Below are 18249 nucleotides of genomic sequence, written 5' to 3'. Positions count from 1 at the left end.
TGCGTACGCGCCGCGTCCGGATCCGACGATCTACCGCCGGATTGGCTTGCCGACCCGGAGCGCTGGCGCTAGCGTGCCGGAATTGTCCCGCCTTCGGTGTTCCCGTGATGTCATCGACCGTCTCGTCCCGCCGTTCCTTCCTGCAGCTGGCTGGTACCGGCCTGGCCGTGTCCGGCCTTGGCCTTGGCCCGGCAGACGCGCGCTCCGTGCTGCCCGCCCGCGCGGCTGCGGTCGGTCCGGTACTGCTCAACTTCAACGAAAGCCCGTACGGTCCGGCGCCTGCCGCGCAGGCTGCTGCCCGCGCCATCGTGGCCGACAGCGGGCGCTACCTGTTCGCGCTGGCGGGCGAGCTGCGCGATGCGTTCGCGCAGCAGGAAGGCCTGGCCACGGATCGCGTGCGGCTGTTCCCCGGCTCCAGCGAACCGTTGAACCGTGCCGCCGTGGTCTGGACATCGGCCAGCGCCGGGCTGGTGGTGGCCGACCCGACCTTCGAAAGCCTCGGTGACCTTGCCGCTGCGCGCGGCGCAACGGTGGTGAAAGTGCCGCTGCGCGCCGACGGCGCGCACGATGTGCGGGCGATGGTCGATGCAGCCAGGCGGGTCAACGCCGGGCTGCTGTACCTGTGCAACCCCAACAACCCCACCGGTTCGATCACCCCGGCCGCCGACATTGCCTGGCTGCTCGCAAACAAGCCGGCGCAGACACGCCTGCTGGTGGATGAGGCCTACCTGCAGTTCAGCACGCAGCGCTCGGTGATCGCGCAGGTGATGCAGCGCGATGACGTGATCGTGCTGCGCACGTTTTCCAAGCTGTACGGCATGGCCGGGTTGCGCCTGGGCGTGGCCGCCGCCCATCCGGACCGGCTGCGCGAGCTGGCCAGCCTGGGCGACAACCCGCTGCCGGTGACGGCGCTGGCAGCAGGGCTGGCGAGCCTGCGTGCGCCGGGCCTGGTCGAGCAGCGGCGCGAGCAGAACACCCGGGTGCGGCAGGCCACGGTGCAGTGGTTGGAAAAGCGCGGTTTCCGCTGCCTGCCGACGGAGGCGAACTGCTTCATGGTCGATGTGCAGCGCGATGGCGCGGCGTTCACCAAGGCGATGGCCGAACGTGGCGTCATCATCGGCCGCAGCTGGCCGATCTGGCCGCAGGTAGTGCGCGTCAGCGTGGGCACCGAAGCGGAGATGGCCGCGTTCCGCGAAGCATTCGCAGCGGTAGTTGGATTGAACGGGTGACGTAACGGTTGGGTGGGGCCCGACGTTTCCCCGCGCCGGTTACCAGCGCGGGGCTTTGGTCAGCGGCGGTGCCTGGTGCTGGCGGTCGTAGGCACGCAGCTCGTCACGGATGTGCGCGATGCGCTGGCGGCCGAGGCTCGCCTTGCTGTCGTCGAGAACGACGGCATCGAGCAGTTCGCCCATGCGCTCTACCGTCGGCAGCATCTTTTCCCAGGCATCCAACGCGGTCATCGGCGCTGGCAGGGTCAGGAAAAAGGCAATGGCCGGGGTTTGCATCTCCCGAATGGTGGCCATGTCGAAGCTGCCCGGCTTCATGATGCTGGCCATGGAGAAGATCGGGCCACGTTCGGGATGGCCTTCCACCAGCCGGTGGAACACGTTCATGTGACCGAACACCAGGCCGGTCTTTTCGGCGGCCACCACGATGTCTTCGCCGCGCAGCATCTCGCCGGCGCGGGCCGCCACGAACAGCGACACAATCTTGTCGAAATCCTGGGTGGCGCGCTTGCCCAGGTCGCTGGCCGGACTGGCATCCACCTCGGGCAGGCCCAGCTCGGCCTGGGTCACGGCATTTTCGTCGGTGAACCCGCTGCCGGCAGCGCCGGCCTGCTGTTCGCCCAGCAGCGGTTCGCGGCGCTGGCCTGCATTACCTTCGGCGCCTTCCAGGCGGCGGCCCTGCGATTTTTTCCGCGGGCGGCCAAACAGGAAGATCGCAGCGATCAGCAGCAGGCCGGCGGCCAGGATGCCGATGCGGAGCATTGCCATGTCGGACATTCTAGGGGTCTCCAGCTAAATACGTTCAGGTAAGCATGGCACGTCAGGCCGCGCCCGCCAATCGTGCCGCCTCTTCAAGGTCCACGCTGACCAGGCGGCTTACGCCCGGTTCGCGCATGGTCACGCCCGAGAGCTGGTGCGCCGCTTCCATCGTGGCCTTGTTGTGGCTCACGAACAGGAACTGCACCTTCTCGCTCATTTCCTTGACCATGTTGGCCAGGCGGCCCACGTTGGCTTCATCCAATGGCGCGTCCACTTCGTCCAGCAGGCAGAACGGCGCCGGGTTGAGCTGGAAGATCGCAAACACCAGCGCCACCGCGGTCATCGCCTTCTCGCCACCGGACAGCAGCGAGATACTGGACACCCGCTTGCCAGGCGGGCGCGCCATGATGGTCACACCCGTGTCGAGAAGGTCTTCACCGGTCAGTTCCAGGTAGGCATGGCCACCGCCGAACAGGCGCGGATACAGCTGCTGGACACCGGCATTGACCCGGTCGAAGGTGTCCTTGAAGCGGCCGCGCGTTTCGCGGTCGATCTTGCGGATGGCGTCTTCGAGGGTTTCCAGCGCGGTGGTCAGGTCGGTGTTCTGCGCATCGAGATACTCCGAGCGCTGCGAGGCCTCGCCGTATTCCTGGATGGCGGCCAGGTTGACCGGCTCCAGCCGGCGCATGCGGCCGTCGATCTGATGAACGGCCTGTTCCCAGTCGCTGACACGGGCGTCTTCGGGCAGGGTGTTGATCACGTCCTGCAGCACGAAACCGGCCTTTTCAACCGACGCGGTGAGCTGCTCGGCACTGAGCACCAGCGCCTGCTGGTCGAGTTTGCGCTGCGAAATACGCTCGCGCTGGGCAAGGGCCTGTTCGTCACGCTGGTGGCGGGTCTGTTCGAAGGTGCGTAGTTCGGCGTCGATGCCTTCCAGCAGGGCGCGCGCTTCGCCAAGCACGCGGTCGGCGCGCACGCGCTCGCCCAGTGCGTTCTGGTGCTCGGCTTCCAGCGCCTGCACGGGCGAATCGCCGTCGTCGAGCTGCGAATGCAGTTCCCCCAGGCGCGAGTCGAGCTGGCCACGCTGGGTGCTCATGCGCTCCAGGGCCTGGCTCATGGAGGCCACCTGGGTACGCTGCGATTCGAGAGTCAAGGCGAGCGAGTGCGAACTCTCGCGCACGCTGCGCGCCGCTTCGCGTGCGCGGTCGCGGGCTTCGCCGAGCTGGCGCCGTTCGTTTTCCAGTGCCTGGCGGACCGATTCGAGGTCGCCCATGCTGTTGACCACGTCGTCCAGGCGCGCCCGTGCTTCGCGCACCTGCTCGCGACTGGCATCCAGGTTCTCCAGCAGCTGCGAAAGTTCGCCCTCGATGCGGTCGATGCGGTTGCGGGCGGCTTCGACCTTGCCCTGCTGACTCTGCAGCTGGCCACCCAGTTCGGAGACGCTGCGGTGGGCCACGTACAACTGGCGCTGGGCGTCTTCGCGCTGCTGTTCACCGGCCAGCAACTGGTCACGGAACCCGGCCAGGCGGCTTTCCAGCTCGGCTTCACGCTCCTGCAGGGTATCGATCTGTTCACGCAGGCTGACGATCTCGCGTTCGCGCAGCAGCGCGCCCTGCTTGGCCGCGCCCGAGCGCGACACGCGCACCCAGCCTTCGCCCAGGCGCTCGCCGCCACGGGTAATCACCGAATCGCCTTCGCCCAGCGAGGGCAGCAGCGCCCGCGCCTGTTCCAGGTCCTCGGCGGCGTGCAGTCGGGCCAGCAGGCGCCGGATCGCAGTGGGACCCTCTACCTTGGCCGCCAGCGAGGTCGGGGCGACCTGCAGCGGACGCTGATCGGCGGCTACCAGGGCAATGCGACCGTCACCGAGTTCGGCCAACGCAGCTACCAGCTGTTCGGGAGCATCGACCAGCACGCCCTCGATCAGCTGGCCGAGTGCGCTTTCCACGGCGTTTTCCCAACCGCTCTCGACCGTGAGGCGTTCACCCACGCGCGCGCCCGAATCCAGCCCATGCTGTTTGAGCCAGGCCACTGCCGCGCCCTGCTCCTGGCCGAGCGCGGCCTGCTGCAGAGTTTCCAGGGAGGACAAGCGGCCGCGCGCGGCCTGGGCCTGCTTGCGGATCTCCGCCAGCTCGGTCTGACCGGCACGCTGGCGGTCCTGCAGGCCGGCCACGGCTTCCTTGCGCGCTTCCACCTGCTCGGTGAGGCCGTCCAGCGACGCCTTCTGGGTTTCGTGCTGGAGCTGCAGCTCTTCAAACACCTGTGCCAGCGCATCCAGGTCCAGGCCGGTGCGCTCAGCGGTGAGGGCTTCGCGGCGTCGATCGGCTTCGAGCACCTGGCGGTCGAGATAGTCGACGCGGGTGCGCTCGACTTCACCGGCACGCGAGGCCTCGGAGGTGGTGCGGGTATGCGCTTCCCAGCGCGCCTGCCAGTCGGCCAGCCGGGCCTCGGCATCGCGTAGGGCTTCCTGCTTGGCTTCGTTCTCTTCCTGCAGCTGTTCCAGCTGCGGCTCGGCCAGCTCGACTGCCTCGCGCAGGACCATCAGCCGGGCTTCGTCGCCGCTGATGTGCTGGCCGAGTTCGGCCAGCGCCTGCTGGGTTTCATCGCGGGCCTTGTGCAGCCGCTGCGACATTTCGCGCTGGTGCTGGATCTGCTGTTCCAACCGGGCCAGGGTGCTGCCGACCTGGTAGACCTCGGCCTGGGCGGTACTCAGGGCGTCGGCAGCCTCTTCGCGGCGCACGCGGCTGGTTTCGATGCGGGCTTCGGCGTCACGCTGTTCGGCAATGATCTGCTGCAGGCGGGTTTCTTCCTGGGACAGCGCTTCGCGCAGTCCCCCGAGGCGGGTGTCGAGGTTACGGAATTCGAGTGCCTTCCACTCGGCGTCCTTGACCCGGCGCTCTTCCTGCAGGGTCTGGTACTGCTCAGCCTGGCGCGCCTGGCGCTTGAGGTGTTCGAGTTGCTTGCCGATTTCTTCGCGCAGGTCGTTGAGGCGGTCCAGATTCTCGCGGGTGTGGCGAATGCGGGTTTCGGTTTCCTTGCGGCGCTCCTTGTACTTGGAGATGCCGGCGGCTTCTTCGAGGTACACGCGCAGGTCTTCGGGGCGGGCTTCGATGATCTGGCTGATCATGCCCTGTTCGATGATGGAGTAGCTGCGTGGGCCCAGGCCGGTGCCAAGGAAAAGGTCGGTGATGTCGCGGCGGCGGCACTTGGTGCCGTTGAGGTAATAGTTGCTGCTGCCGTCGCGGCTGACGGTGCGCTTGACCGAGATTTCGTTGAACGAGGCGTACTCACCACTGATGGTGTGGTCGGTGTTGTCGAAGATCAGTTCGACGGTCGCTTGCGAGACCGGCTTGCGCGCCGACGAGCCGGAGAAGATCACGTCGGTGAGCGAATCGCCGCGCAGGCGGCTGGCCGAGCTCTCGCCCATGACCCAGCGCACGGCATCGATGATGTTGGACTTGCCACAGCCGTTGGGCCCGACCACGCCGGTCATGTTGGTGGGCAGATGCAGGGTGGTCGGGTCTACGAAGGACTTGAAGCCGGACAACTTGATCGTGGACAGACGCATGGCGTGGTTGGCTTTAGGACAGTCGCGATGGGCCGAGTATAACGGCGCGGGTGTTTTGCGGGCGGTTAGAGGCTTTGGGGCCAAAGCCGATGCCAGAGCAGGAGCAGGAGCCTTGGGCCCGCAGGCTGTTGGTCAGCGGGTCGGGGTGGGCGTGTCCCGAAGGGCGCTGCCCGCCGGCCTCCCCGGCACGGGAAAATTGAAACGCTGCTCTGAGCGCACCCCAAAACAAAAACGGGCACCCTCGCGGGCGCCCGTTTCAGCGATTCCAGCCTTGCGGCAGGGATCAGGCTTCGGCTTCCACCACCACCTTGACGGTGGTTTCGACGTCGGCGTGCAGGTGGATGACCACCTCGTACTCGCCCACGTTGCGGAAGGCGCCTTCGCCCAGGATGACTTCGCTCTTTTCCAGCGGCAGGCCGGCCTTGGTGAAGGCTTCGGCGATGTCGCGCGGGCCAACCGAACCGAACAGCTTGCCTTCGGTCGAAGCATTGGCGGCAACGGTCACGCTCTTGCCTTCCAGCGCAGCCTTGCGGGCTTCGGCGTCGGCCAGGATCGAGTCGGCCTTGGCCTGGTACTCGGCGCGCTTCTCTTCCAGCTCGGCAACGTTGGCGGCGGTGGCCGGCAGGGCCTTGCCCTTCGGGACGAGGAAGTTGCGGCCGTAGCCCGGCTTCACATCAACGATGTCGCCCAGACCGCCGAGGTTGGTGACCTTCTGGATAAGAATCAGCTTCATGGTGCAGCTCCAATATGTGTATTCGTTAGCGAGGCAGGCCCCGCAGCGTTTGGCTGTCCGAATATCCGAACGGTAGACCCGGAACCGCCCGCTGCCAGACGGCGCGGGCGGTGGGGACTACGAAAGCGGCGACCGGGGTCGCCGGCTTCCATCAGACGTCGTGGTTGTCGGTGTACGGAATCAGGGCCAGGAAACGGGCGCGCTTGACGGCCGTTGCGAGCTGGCGCTGGTACTTCGACTTGGTACCGGTCACGCGGCTCGGCACGATCTTGCCGTTCTCGGTGAGGTACTGGCGCAGGGTGTTGAGATCCTTGTAATCGATCTCCTTGACACCTTCAGCCGTGAACTTGCAGAACTTGCGGCGACGGAAGAACTTGGACATGGCAGTGCTCCTTAGGCGGCCGAGGCGGCGTCGTCGCCGGCATCGTTGTCAGCGGCGGGGGTGGTTTCGCCTTCTTCGTCATCACGACGACGACGCTCACCACGCTCGGGCTTGTCGCCCTTCTCGTCCTTGCTCTTCATGATCAGCGACTGCTCGGTATCGGCGCCCGGGCGCACGATGACCAGGTTGCGCAGCACGGCATCGTTGAAGCGGAAGCTCTCGGTCAGTTCGCTCAGCACGGCCTGGTCAACTTCGATGTTGAGCATGACGTAGTGGGCCTTCACCAGGTTCTGGATCGGGTAGGCCAACTGACGACGGCCCCAGTCTTCCAGACGGTGGATGGTGCCGTTGCCGTTCTCGACCAGCGCCTTGTAGCGCTCGATCATGGCCGGAACCTGCTCGCTCTGGTCCGGGTGGACCATGAACACGACTTCGTAATGACGACTCATGTGTATTTACCTTTCGGATGTGGCCCTTCCGGGCCGGACAGCCCCCCGCAGGTGAACGCGGTGGAGCAAGGGTCCTGCCAGCAATCAGGCAGGAAGCCGCGCATTATCGCAGCAGAAAGGGTTTCGGGCAAGCCGGGCGGCGCCCGGGGCCGGATTCAGGCCTTGTCGGCCTCGGTGGTGAAGCTCTCGCCGCAGCCGCATTCGGCGGTGGCGTTCGGGTTCCTGAACGTGAAGGTTTCGCTCAGGCCCTGCTTGCCGAAGTCGATCTCGGTGCCATCGACCAGCGCCAGGCTGTCGGCATCCACGTAGATGCTCACCCCATCCTGCTTGAAGATGGTGTCACCCGGGCGCTCGTCGCGTGCCAGGTCGGTGATGTGGCCCCAGCCCGAGCAGCCGGTGCGGGTCACGCCAAAGCGCAGGCCCAGGGCACCCGGGGTCTGGGCCACGAATTTCTGGACACGGGTGAAGGCAACAGGGGTAAGGGTGACAGCCATGACGGACGACTCCAGCAGATGGGGCACATTATAGGTCCACGGTCCAGCCAGAAATGCCTCGCAAGCAGAACGCTGCAACCGTTAAACTCCTCGTTCAGAGATCGAGTCGATCAATAGAGGATTCAAGTCATGACGGTGGTCAGCGTTGAACATGCGCTTGCCGGGAAGATCCCGGAAGGCGGCGAGGCAACAGTACGGGGCTGGGTACGTACGGTGCGCGGGTCTGCGGCGCTTGCCTTCGTCAATGTCACCGATGGCTCCTGCTTCGCCCCCATCCAGGTGGTGGCCAATGACACGCTGGGCAATTTTGACCAGGTGAAGGCGCTGACCCCGGGCTGCTCGGTCATCGCCCGCGGCACCCTGGTCAAATCCCAGGGCAAGGGCCAGTCGTTCGAGATCCAGGCCAGCGACATTGAGATCGTCGGCCTGGTCGAAGACCCGCTGACTTACCCGATCCAGCCCAAGCCGATGAGCGCCGAGTTCCTGCGCGAAGTGGCCCACCTGCGCCCGCGCACCAACCTGTTCGGCGCGGTCACCCGCATCCGCAACTGCCTGGCCCAGGCCGTGCACCGGTTCTTCCACCAGAACGGGTTCAACTGGATCAGCACCCCGATCATCACCACCTCCGACGCCGAAGGCGCCGGGCAGATGTTCCGCGTCTCCACGCTGGACATGGTGAACCTGCCGCGCACCGCGCAGGGCGAGGTCGATTTCAGCCGCGACTTCTTCGGCAAGGAAACTTTCCTGACCGTGTCCGGCCAGCTCAATGTCGAGGCCTACTGCCTGGCACTGAGCAAGGTGTACACCTTCGGCCCGACCTTCCGCGCCGAGAACTCCAACACCACCCGCCACCTGGCGGAGTTCTGGATGATCGAGCCGGAAATCGCCTTCGCCGACCTGGCCGAAGACGCGCGCCTGGCCGAGCAGTTCCTGAAGTACCTGTTCCGCGCGGTGCTCGACGAGCGCGGCGACGACCTGGCCTTCCTGGCCGAGCGCGTGGACAAGAACGCGATCCAGAAGCTGGAAGACTTCATCAACGCGCCGTTCGAGCAGATCGACTACAGCGAAGCGGTGAAGCTGCTGCAGAACTCCGGCAGGAAGTTCGACTTCCCGGTCGAATGGGGCCTGGACCTGCAGACCGAACACGAGCGCTGGCTGACCGAGGAACACATCGGTCGCCCGGTGGTGGTGACCAACTACCCCGAGCACATCAAGGCCTTCTACATGCGCCTGAACGACGACGGCAAGACCGTGGCCGCGATGGACGTGCTGGCCCCGGGCATCGGCGAGATCATCGGCGGCAGCCAGCGCGAAGAGCGCCTGGATGTGCTTGATGCGCGCATGGCGCAGTTCGGCCTGGACCCGGCCCACTACGGCTGGTACCGCGATTTCCGCCGCTACGGGTCGGTGCCGCATGCCGGTTTCGGCCTGGGCTTCGAGCGCCTGGTGGTGTACGTGTGCGGGCTGGGGAACATCCGCGATGCGATCCCCTACCCGCGCGCACCGGGCAGCGCCGAGTTCTGATCCTTTCCACGGAGGCACGCCCATGACCCTGTTCTTCGCGCTGTGCTTCGTCGGCGTGGCGATCGCCGGGTTCAGTGCCTTCGTGATTTTCTGGCCGCTGACGCTGGTGCATATCCGCGACCGCCACCCTGCCCTGGCCGACCGCTTCGGCAGTGGCGCATTCCTGCGCCCGGACGCACTGCGCTGGCTGCTCGGCCGTGATTACCGCGATACCCCCGACCGTTCGCTGTCGGGGCTGGCCACGCCGGCCTGGCTGTCGCTGCTCACCCTGCTGGCCGGACTGGGCATGGCCGCCCTGCTCTGGCTGCTTTCGATGGTACTCACATGACTGACATCACCGCCCACCACGACCAGTGGTTCCTCGCCAGCCTGGGCAACACCCTGATCTGGGCGCGCCTGCGGGTCCGCCCGGGCGGCACCGCCGAAGTGCTCGACAGCGACGGCAATACCCTCAGCTACGACAGCGAGGACACGGCCCGTTCGCAGCTGTTCGACGCCGAGTTCGTGGCCTTCGACGGCCTGGACGAGGAAGACGCGCTGATCCGCGGCTTCAGCCTGCACGAAGTCAGCCCGCCGCAGGCCGACAGCGACGACGCGCTGCGCGGCCACATGGTGATCAGCCTCGGCGCGCGCGCCTGAGCTGACCATGTTCATCCCGGCCGACTTCGTTGAGACCGACCTGGCCTGGCTGGACCGCCTGCTGGAACGCGATGCGTTCGTCACCGTGGTCACCACCGGCAGCGACGGCCTGCCGCAGGTCACCCTGCTGCCGGTGGTGTATCGGCGCGATGGCCAGGACATCCTGATCGAAGGGCACTGGGCCCGGCCCAACCCGCAGGCCGGCCACGCCGGACCAGCGCTGTTACTGGTGCACGGCCCGCACGGCTATGTGTCGCCGGGCTGGTACCCGGACAAGGAGGCCCAGGCCCGAGTGCCGACCTGGAACTACGCGGCCGCAGAACTGCGCGGCACGCTGGAACCGGTGACCGATCCGGACGTCCTGATCGACATGCTGGACCGGCTCAGCGCCACCTACGAAGCGCAGGTTGGCGGTGACTGGGACCTGCTGCCGATCGAGCCGCGCCAGCGACGGATGCTGGCCGGCATCGTCGGCTTCCGCTTCCGCGCCCAGCAGGTGCAGATCAAGCTCAAACTGAGCCAGAACCATCCCCAGGCCAACCAGCGCAGCGTGATCGACGCGCTGTCGGCACTCGATTCTCCTCCTTCGCATGAGCTGGCGCAGTGGATGCGCCTGAAACTAGAGGTACCGCACCCATGAAAGACATCCACAAGCTGCTGCAGAACAACCGCGACTGGGCCGACCGGATCGAGAAGGAAGACCCCGAGTTCTTCCACCAGCTGGCCAAGCAGCAGCATCCGGAATACCTGTGGATCGGCTGTTCCGATTCGCGCGTGCCGGCCAACCAGATCATCGGCATGGCCCCGGGCGAGGTGTTCGTGCACCGCAATGTGGCCAACGTGGTGGTGCACACCGACCTGAACTGCCTGAGCGTGATCCAGTACGCGGTGGACCAGCTGAAGGTGAAGCACATCCTGATCGTGGGCCACTACGGCTGCGGCGGCGTGCATGCCAGCCTCAACAACACCCGCGTGGGCCTGGCCGACAACTGGCTGCGCCACGTGGGCGATGTGGCGCAGAAGCATGCGGCCATCATGGACGCGATCGAGGAGCCGGAACTCAAGCACGCGCGGCTGTGCGAACTGAACGTGATCGAGCAGGTGGTCAACGCCTGCCGCTCGACCATCGTGCAGGATGCCTGGGCACGCGGCCAGAAGCTGATGGTGCACGGCTGGGTCTACAGTCTGAAGGACGGCCGGGTGCGCGAGATGGGTATCGACGTGGGCAGTCCCGAAGAGCTGCAGCCGGCCTATGAGAAGGCTCTCTCCTACGTTCCGCGCCACGGCCGGCGCGACTGACCTTTCCTGAAGGAAGCCCATTGCCATGCTCGCGCCCCCCATCAACCTGCTGGGCTGGATCGAAGAAAACCGCCACCTGCTCAAGCCGCCGGTGGGCAACAAGATGATCGAGAACGGTGACTTCATCATCATGGTGGTGGGCGGGCCGAACAGCCGCACCGATTTCCATTACGACGAAGGCCCGGAGTGGTTCTACCAGCTTGAAGGCGAAATGCTGCTGAAGGTGCAGGAAGACGGCGCGGTGCGGGACATCCCGATCCGCGCCGGCGAGATCTTCCTGCTGCCCGGCAAGGTGCCGCATTCCCCACGCCGCCCGCCCGGCGGCATTGGCCTGGTGGTGGAGCGCAAGCGGCTGGCCCACGAACGCGACGGTGTGATGTGGTTCTGTGAGCGCTGCAACCACAAACTGTACGAGGTGTTTTTCACCCTCGAGAACATCGAGACCGACCTGCCGAAGGTATTCGCCGAATACCAGGCCTCGCTCGAGTTGCGTACGTGCGCCGCGTGCGGGCACGTGGATCCGTTGCCGGCGACCTGAGCCGCCCCCTGCGCGAACGGCAGCCAGGCAGGCCTGGCTCTACGGGTGAGAAAGACCGGGCATATGACGTCCCAGCATGTCGTTTTCGCTCCCCATGTCGGATTCATCCCATAGGCCAAGCAGATAGATAAACTGTGTTTTCACAGACAACATCTATCGCCCAATGTCCGAGCTCCTCAGCCGCACCCATGCCACCGCCCTGGACGCCGCCGACCCGCTGCGTGCGCTGCGCGCTGAATTCTTGTTCCCCCAGCACAACCACCGCGACCAGACCTATTTCGTCGGCAACTCGCTGGGCCTGCAGCCGCGCGCGGCCAAGGCGGCGGTGCAGGAGGTCATGGACAAATGGGGCGCGCTGGCCGTGGAAGGCCACTTCACCGGCGAAACCCAGTGGCTGGGCTACCACCGGCTGGTGAACCGGCAGCTGGCCCAGGTGGTAGGCGCCCTGCCCAGTGAAGTGGTCGCGATGAACACGCTGAGCGTGAACCTGCACCTGATGATGGTCAGCTTCTACCGGCCCACGGCCGAACGCCCGGTGATCCTGATGGAGGCCGGCGCCTTTCCGACCGACCGCCACGCGGTGGAATCCCAGATCCGCTTCCACGGCTTCGACCCGGCCATCGACCTGGTCGAAGTCCAGCCGGATGAGCCCAACGGCACGATCTCGCTGCGGGCCATCGAGCGCGCCATCACCCAACACGGCAAGCGCCTGGCGCTGGTGCTGTGGCCGGGTGTGCAGTACCGCAGCGGCCAGGTGTTCGACCTGGACGCGATCACCCGCATGGCCCGCCTGCAGGGCGCCCGGGTCGGCTTCGACCTGGCCCACTCGGTCGGCAACGTGCCGCTGCAGCTGCACGACATCGCCCCCGACTTCGCCGTGTGGTGCCACTACAAGTACCTCAACAGCGGCCCCGGTGCCGTGGCCGGCTGCTTCGTGCACGAACGCCACCACCGCGACACCCGCCTGCCGCGGTTCGCCGGCTGGTGGGGCCACGAGGAAGCCACCCGGTTCAAGATGGCCCCGCAGTTCGTGCCGACGGTGGGCGCCGAAGGCTGGCAGCTCAGCAACCCGCCCGTGCTGGGCCTGGCCCCGCTGCGGGCCGCGCTTGACGTGATCGACAAGGCCGGCGGCATCCAGGCTCTTCGCGACAAGTCGCTGCAGCTCACCGGGCTGCTCGATGCGCTGGTGCGGGCACGCCTTCCCGGCGTGCTTGAGGTGCTTACCCCCAGCGAACCGGAACGCCGTGGCTGCCAGCTGTCGCTGCGCGTGGTCGCGGGTCGCGAGCGCGGTCGCAACCTGTTTGAATACCTGCAGACCGTGGGCGTACTGGGCGACTGGCGCGAACCCGATGTGATCCGGATCTCGCCGACGCCGTTGTACAACCGCTACCTTGACCTGCACCACTTCGTCGAGGAAGTGGAATCCTGGGCCGGCCTGTAAGCCGCCCTCCCCCCCTCCTGCGCGGAACCGCCTTGATCGCTACCCCCCATCGCTCCCTGAGCATCATCGGCGCAGGCCTGGCCGGCTCCCTGCTGGCCATCCTGCTGTCCCGCCAGGGTTGGCGGATCACCCTGTACGAACGCCGCGGCGATCCCCGCATCAGCGACTACGAATCCGGCCGATCGATCAACCTCGCCCTGGCCGAGCGCGGCCGCAATGCGCTGCGCCAGGCCGGGGTTGAAGACGCGGTGATGGCCAAGGCGGTCATGATGCGCGGGCGCATGGTGCACCCGCGCCAGGGCGAACCGCAGCTGCAGCGCTATGGCCGCGACGACAGCGAAGTGATCTGGTCGATCCACCGCAAGGACCTCAACACCACCCTGCTGCAGCTGGCCGAAGATGCGGGCGCGCAGGTGCACTTCCACCGCCGGCTGCATACGGTGGATTTCGATGCGGGCTACGCGCGCTTCATCGACGACCGCGACGACCATCCGCACGATATCCGTTTCGACACCCTGATCGGGGCCGACGGTGCCGGCTCGGCGCTGCGTGCAGCGATGAACCGCAAGCATCCGCTGGACGAGCGCACCGAGTTCCTCGACCACTCGTACAAGGAACTGGAAATTCCGCCGACCGCTGACGGCGGCTTCCGGATCGAGGCCAACGCCCTGCACATCTGGCCGCGTGGCAATTACATGTGCATCGCGCTGCCCAATGACGAAGGCACCTTCACTGTCACGCTGTTTCTGCCCAACGAAGGCAATCCGAGTTTCGCCACCACCACCAGCGGTGCCGAGGCCGAGGCGCTGTTCGCGCGCGATTTCCCCGATGCGCTGGCGTTGATCCCGAACCTGCGCCGCGATTGGGAGGAGCACCCACCCGGCCTGCTCGGCACCCTGCACCTCCGCCAATGGCACCTGCAGGGCCGCGCGGTACTGCTTGGCGATGCAGCCCACGCCATGGTGCCTTTCCACGGGCAGGGCATGAACTGTGCGTTCGAAGACTGCGTGGCATTGGCCCGGCACCTGCTGGAGCAGGATTCGCTGGCCCGGGCGTTCTCCGCGTTCGAAGCCGAGCGCAAGCCCAACGCCGAAGCAATCCAGCAGATGGCACTGGAAAACTACCTGGAAATGCGCGATCGCGTGGCCGACCCGGCCTTCCTGCTGCAGCGCGAGCTTGAGCAGCAGTTGCAGGCGCGTTGGCCAACCCGGTTCGTACCGCACTACACCATGGTCACTTTCCTGCACACGCCGTACGCGGTGGCCCTGGAACGCACCGAACTGCAGCGGCGCATCCTGGAACAGGCCACCGCCGGCCACGACAGCCTGGAACATATTGACTGGGACGCGCTGGAGCGCGTGATCCATGCCCAGCTGACCGTGCTGGAGGGCGCGCACTGATGGCCGACAGCTTCCTGTTCTATGATCTGGAAACGTTCGGCCAGGATCCACGCCGCACCCGCGTGGCGCAGTTCGCCGCGATCCGCACCGATGCCGATCTCAACACGGTCGATGAACCGGTGAGCTTCTACGTCAAGCCGGCCGACGACCTGCTGCCCTCGCCGATCGCCACATTGATCACCGGCATCACCCCGCAGCATGCGCTGGCCGAAGGCGTGAGCGAGGCCGAGGCGTTCGCACGGATCAATGACCTGATGGCGCGCCCGGGCACCTGCACGCTGGGCTACAACACGCTGCGCTTCGACGACGAGTTCGTCCGCCACGGTCTGTTCCGCAATTTCTTCGACCCCTACGAACGCGAGTGGCGCAACGGCAACTCGCGCTGGGACCTGCTGGACATGCTGCGGCTGGTGCACGCGCTGCGCCCGGACGGGATCGCCTGGCCGCAGCGCGAAGACGGCGCCACGTCGTTCAAGCTGGAGCACCTGGCGCTGGCCAATGACGTGCGCCAGGGCGACGCGCACGAGGCGCTGTCCGACGTGTACGCCACCATCGGCATGGCACGCCTGTTCAAGCAGGCCCAGCCACGGCTGTGGGACTACGCCCTGAAGCTGCGCGACAAGCGCTTCGTCGGCAGCCTGCTCGACGTGGACGCCCTGCAACCGGTGCTGCACATCTCCATGCGGTACCCGGCACAGCGCATGTGCGCCGCGCCGGTGATGCCGATCGCGCGCCACCCGCATATCAACAACCGGGTGATCGCGTTGGACCTGGAAGGTGACATCGATGGGGTGCTGGCCCTGCCGGCCGAAACGCTGGCCGCACGCCTGTACACGCGCGCCGCCGACCTGGCCGAGGGCGAACAGCGCGTACCGCTCAAGGAAGTGCATCTGAACAAGGTACCGGCGCTGGTGGCCTGGAACCACCTGCGCCCGGCCGACCATGCCCGGATGGGAATCGACGTGGCCACGGTGGAGGCCAACGCGGCTCGCGTTCGCGAGGCCGGCCCGGCCCTGGTCGAGAAGGTGCGGCAGGTGTACGGCGGCGAGCGCGTGGCCACGGTCAGTGATGTGGATGCTTCGCTGTACGACGGCTTCCTGGCCGACGGCGACAAGGCCCTGATGACCCGCCTGCGCACCAGTCCGCCGGCCGAGCTGGCCAGTTTCGCCGAGCGGCTGAAAGACCCGCGCATGCCGGAGCTGCTGTTCCGCTACCGCGCACGCAACCACCCGCAGACGCTGGATGCCGGCGAGCGCGGACGCTGGAACGAGTACCGGCGGCGGCGCCTGCTCGGCGAGGCCGGGCTGGGCGAGCAGACGCTGCCCGACTTCCGCGCGCAGTTGGACGCCTTGGCGGTGGAACATGCCGCCGACCCGGCCAAACTCGCCCTGTTGCAGCACCTGCGCGACTGGGGCACCGACCTGGAGCAGAGCCTGTGAGCACTTATTTCACCCCCGCCAGCTTCACCTTCCTGCGCGGGCTCGCGCGCAACAACGACAAGACCTGGTTCAACGAGCACAAGCCCAAGTACGAGCAGCACGTCCGCCAGCCGTTCCTGCAGCTGATCAGCGACCTGCAGCCGGACCTGGCGGCGGTGAGCGGGCACTTCCGCGCCGACCCGCGCGGCGTGGGTGGCTCGCTGTTCCGCATCTACCGTGATGCGCGCTTTTCCAACGACAAGTCGCCGTACAAGACCTGGCAGGGCGCGCGGCTGTTCCATGAACGGCGCAGGCAGGTGCCGGCGCCCTCGTTCTACATCCACCTGCAGCCAGGCGAGAGCTTCGTCGGCGCGGGCCTGTGGCATCCCGAGCCGGCCACCCAGCGCAAGGTGCGCCATTTCATCGTGGACAACCCCGGCGCATGGAAGGCAGCCGCGCATGCGCCGGCGCTGCGGAAGAAGTTCGATTTCGAGGAAAGCGAAAAGCTGGTGCGGGCACCGCGTGGGTTCGAGCCGGATTTCGAATTCATTGATGACCTGAAGCATCGCAACTGGGTGTTCTGGCGCTCGCTGGATGATGCCACCATGACCGGGCCGAAGCTGCGGCAGACGCTGGCAAAGGACCTGGTGGCGTTGGGGCCGTTTGTGGACTATCTGTGTGCGGCATTGGATCTGGAGTTTTGAGCGCGATGAAGAAGCTGCTTCTGCTGCTGGGGCTGGTCGTGGTGCTGCTGGCGGGCTGGCTGGTCAGCGGGCCGTATTTGACCCTGCGTGGGCTGGCCGGGGCGATCGAGCAGCGCGATACCTCCCAGCTGGACCGGTATGTCGACTTTCCGATGCTGCGCGCGAACCTGCGCGCACAGCTGGATGACTACGTGGTGCGCCGCGCCGGGCCGGACGTGCAGTCCAACCTGGTCGGTGCGCTGTTGCTGACTGCCGGGCAGAAGCTCAGCGGCACGGCGGTGGATGCGATGGTCACGCCGGCCGGGATCGGTGCGTTGATGGAAGGCCATACGCTGTGGAAGCGGGCCAGCAACGACCTCGAGAGCAATGACGCGTATGCAGCCCCGCGTGCGGCGCGGCCGCTGCAGGGGGCCACCCACCGGTTCGAGTCCACGTCACGATTCACGGCCACCACCCATACAGCGCAGGGCGCGCCGGTGGTGTTCGTGCTGCAGCGGCAGGGGTTGCGGTGGAAATTGGTGAATATCGAGCTGCCGCTCGATTGATCGGTGTCACGACCAACGGTCGTGACCTACCCATGTATCCGCCCAACCGTGATGTCGCGGCCAACGACGTGGCATCCCGATGTGTCCGCCCGACCGTGATGTCGCGGCCAACGGAAGTGACATCCCGATGTGTCCGCCCGACCGGTAGGTCACGACCGTTGGTCGTGACCGCCTTCAATCGTTGGCGACGCCGTGTGGCACGTGGCCGGCGGCCACGCTGAGGTGCTGGCGGGCGCTGTCGATGTTGTGCTGCGAATCGTCGAAGAAGATGTCAGCCCCGAACGCTTCCAGGAACGGGCCCTTGTGGCGGCCGCCCAGGAACAGCGCTTCGTCCAGGCGCACGCCCCATTCGCGCAACGTGCGGATCACCCGCTCATGGGCCGGCGCCGAGCGCGCGGTGACCAGCGCGGTCCGGATCGGCGCATCTTCGCCCGACGGGAACACTGCCTGCAGCGTATGCAGGGCCGACAGGAAGTTGCGGAACGGACCGCCACTGAGCGGCTCACGGGCGTTTTCGCGCTCGTGCCGGCCGAACGCTTCCACGCCCTGCTCGCGCGAGATGCGCTCGCTTTCATCCCCGAAGATCACCGCGTCGCCATCGAAGGCGATGCGCAGCTGGCCCAGCGGCTGGCTCAGGTCGACCGGTTCGGCTGCGGCGAGGGTCTCGCCGGGTGGCTTGGGCAGGATGGTCGCTGCGGCGATGCCATGGCGTAGCGCACGCCGTACCGATTCCGGGTTGGCCGACAGGAACAGATCGGTCCCGAACGGCTTCACGTACGGCCAGGTCGGCTCGCCAGCAGTGAAGGTGGCGCGGATGATGCCCAGGTCGTAGTGCTGGATGGAATTGAAAATGCGCAGGCCGGTATCGGCGGAATTGCGCGACAGCAGGATGACCTCCACCCGCGGCGATTCCGGTGACTGGCCCTGGTTGAGCGCCAGCAGCTTGCGCACCACCGGGAACGCCACCCCGGGGCGAAGCACATCGTCCTCGTGCTTGCGCTGGTATTCGGCATAGGCGTCCACGCCTTCGGCCTCGAACAGCGCGTGCCCCTCTTCCAGGTCGAACAGCGCGCGCGAGGTCACGGCAACGGTCAGCAAACGGGGGGTGTTGTCGCCCATGGCGGTCAGAAATC

The 18249-nt window shown here is 66.6% G+C and carries 19 protein-coding genes; 12 read left to right on the top strand and 7 right to left on the bottom strand.

The window, feature by feature from the left end; all coding sequences use genetic code 11:
* The first annotated feature begins 107 nt into the window (after nt 1–107).
* On the top strand, nt 108–1229 hold the full coding sequence (locus ACGFZ3_RS12985) for a pyridoxal phosphate-dependent aminotransferase (protein WP_392921662.1): 1122 nt from the start codon (nt 108–110) through the stop codon (nt 1227–1229).
* Between the two features lie 39 nt (nt 1230–1268).
* Here the strand turns inward: ACGFZ3_RS12985 and zipA are convergent, their stop codons facing one another.
* From zipA to ACGFZ3_RS12955, 6 genes are all read right to left on the bottom strand, one after another.
* The gene (gene zipA, locus ACGFZ3_RS12980; RefSeq protein WP_392921660.1) at nt 1269–2003 is read right to left on the bottom strand and encodes a cell division protein ZipA; all 735 of its coding nucleotides are present in this window, start codon (nt 2001–2003) and stop codon (nt 1269–1271) included.
* A 43-nt stretch (nt 2004–2046) separates the two neighbouring features.
* Nucleotides 2047–5550: a chromosome segregation protein SMC gene (smc, locus tag ACGFZ3_RS12975; RefSeq protein WP_392921657.1), complete on the bottom strand. Its 3504-nt coding sequence runs from the start codon at nt 5548–5550 to the stop codon at nt 2047–2049.
* 283 nt (nt 5551–5833) lie between these two features.
* A complete protein-coding gene (rplI, locus tag ACGFZ3_RS12970) occupies nt 5834–6283 on the bottom strand; it encodes a 50S ribosomal protein L9 (protein WP_392921654.1) in 450 nt (149 codons plus the stop codon).
* 151 nt (nt 6284–6434) lie between these two features.
* A complete protein-coding gene (gene rpsR / locus ACGFZ3_RS12965) occupies nt 6435–6665 on the bottom strand; it encodes a 30S ribosomal protein S18 (protein ID WP_002804494.1) in 231 nt (76 codons plus the stop codon).
* A gap of 11 nt (nt 6666–6676) precedes the next feature.
* Nucleotides 6677–7114, bottom strand: coding sequence for a 30S ribosomal protein S6 (gene rpsF, locus ACGFZ3_RS12960; RefSeq protein WP_068852876.1), 438 nt, complete (start codon nt 7112–7114; stop codon nt 6677–6679).
* A gap of 155 nt (nt 7115–7269) precedes the next feature.
* Nucleotides 7270–7608 (bottom strand): HesB/IscA family protein, encoded by a 339-nt coding sequence (locus ACGFZ3_RS12955; protein ID WP_392921650.1) that lies wholly within the window; start codon nt 7606–7608, stop codon nt 7270–7272.
* 129 nt (nt 7609–7737) lie between these two features.
* On the opposite strand from ACGFZ3_RS12955, the gene asnS reads away from it, so the two are divergent.
* The 11 genes from asnS to ACGFZ3_RS12900 all read left to right on the top strand — a co-directional run bounded on the left by asnS (nt 7738) and on the right by ACGFZ3_RS12900 (nt 17116).
* Nucleotides 7738–9132 (top strand): asparagine--tRNA ligase, encoded by a 1395-nt coding sequence (gene asnS, locus ACGFZ3_RS12950; RefSeq protein WP_392921647.1) that lies wholly within the window; start codon nt 7738–7740, stop codon nt 9130–9132.
* Nucleotides 9133–9154: 22 nt separating this feature from the next.
* Nucleotides 9155–9460, top strand: coding sequence for a hypothetical protein (locus ACGFZ3_RS12945; protein ID WP_093532547.1), 306 nt, complete (start codon nt 9155–9157; stop codon nt 9458–9460).
* Nucleotides 9457–9771 carry a hypothetical protein gene (locus ACGFZ3_RS12940; protein ID WP_392921642.1) on the top strand — a complete coding sequence of 105 codons (315 nt, stop codon included), beginning with the start codon at nt 9457–9459 and terminating at the stop codon, nt 9769–9771. Before ACGFZ3_RS12945 ends, ACGFZ3_RS12940 begins: the two co-directional genes overlap by 4 nt.
* A 7-nt stretch (nt 9772–9778) precedes the next feature.
* Entirely contained in the window at nt 9779–10411 is a 633-nt protein-coding gene (locus ACGFZ3_RS12935; protein ID WP_392921639.1) for an FMN-binding negative transcriptional regulator, read from the top strand.
* On the top strand, nt 10408–11070 hold the full coding sequence (gene can, locus ACGFZ3_RS12930; RefSeq protein ID WP_068852892.1) for a carbonate dehydratase: 663 nt from the start codon (nt 10408–10410) through the stop codon (nt 11068–11070). Before ACGFZ3_RS12935 ends, can begins: the two co-directional genes overlap by 4 nt.
* Nucleotides 11071–11095: 25 nt before the next feature.
* Complete coding sequence (locus ACGFZ3_RS12925) at nt 11096–11608, top strand: 3-hydroxyanthranilate 3,4-dioxygenase (protein ID WP_392921635.1); 513 nt, start codon at nt 11096–11098, stop codon at nt 11606–11608.
* 163 nt (nt 11609–11771) lie between these two features.
* Nucleotides 11772–13049 carry a kynureninase gene (kynU, locus tag ACGFZ3_RS12920; RefSeq protein WP_392921632.1) on the top strand — a complete coding sequence of 426 codons (1278 nt, stop codon included), beginning with the start codon at nt 11772–11774 and terminating at the stop codon, nt 13047–13049.
* Between the two features lie 32 nt (nt 13050–13081).
* A complete protein-coding gene (locus ACGFZ3_RS12915) occupies nt 13082–14449 on the top strand; it encodes an FAD-dependent oxidoreductase (protein WP_392921629.1) in 1368 nt (455 codons plus the stop codon).
* Nucleotides 14449–15888: an exodeoxyribonuclease I gene (gene sbcB / locus ACGFZ3_RS12910; protein ID WP_392921626.1), complete on the top strand. Its 1440-nt coding sequence runs from the start codon at nt 14449–14451 to the stop codon at nt 15886–15888. Before ACGFZ3_RS12915 ends, sbcB begins: the two co-directional genes overlap by 1 nt.
* Nucleotides 15885–16571 carry a DUF2461 domain-containing protein gene (locus tag ACGFZ3_RS12905; RefSeq protein WP_392921623.1) on the top strand — a complete coding sequence of 229 codons (687 nt, stop codon included), beginning with the start codon at nt 15885–15887 and terminating at the stop codon, nt 16569–16571. The genes sbcB and ACGFZ3_RS12905 overlap by 4 nt, the downstream gene beginning before the upstream one ends.
* Before the next feature lie 5 nt (nt 16572–16576).
* Entirely contained in the window at nt 16577–17116 is a 540-nt protein-coding gene (locus tag ACGFZ3_RS12900; protein WP_392921620.1) for a DUF2939 domain-containing protein, read from the top strand.
* Nucleotides 17117–17290: 174 nt separating this feature from the next.
* On the opposite strand, the gene ACGFZ3_RS12895 is transcribed toward ACGFZ3_RS12900, so the two are convergent.
* Nucleotides 17291–18235 (bottom strand): 5'-nucleotidase, encoded by a 945-nt coding sequence (locus ACGFZ3_RS12895; protein ID WP_392921616.1) that lies wholly within the window; start codon nt 18233–18235, stop codon nt 17291–17293.
* Nucleotides 18236–18249 lie beyond the last annotated feature (14 nt).

The organism is Stenotrophomonas sp. NPDC047960 (genome assembly GCF_043204395.1).
In the GTDB taxonomy this organism is placed as follows: domain Bacteria; phylum Pseudomonadota; class Gammaproteobacteria; order Xanthomonadales; family Xanthomonadaceae; genus Stenotrophomonas.
The sequence above is the reverse complement of the archived record's forward strand: the minus strand, read 5'-3'. Positions and strand labels throughout refer to the sequence as shown.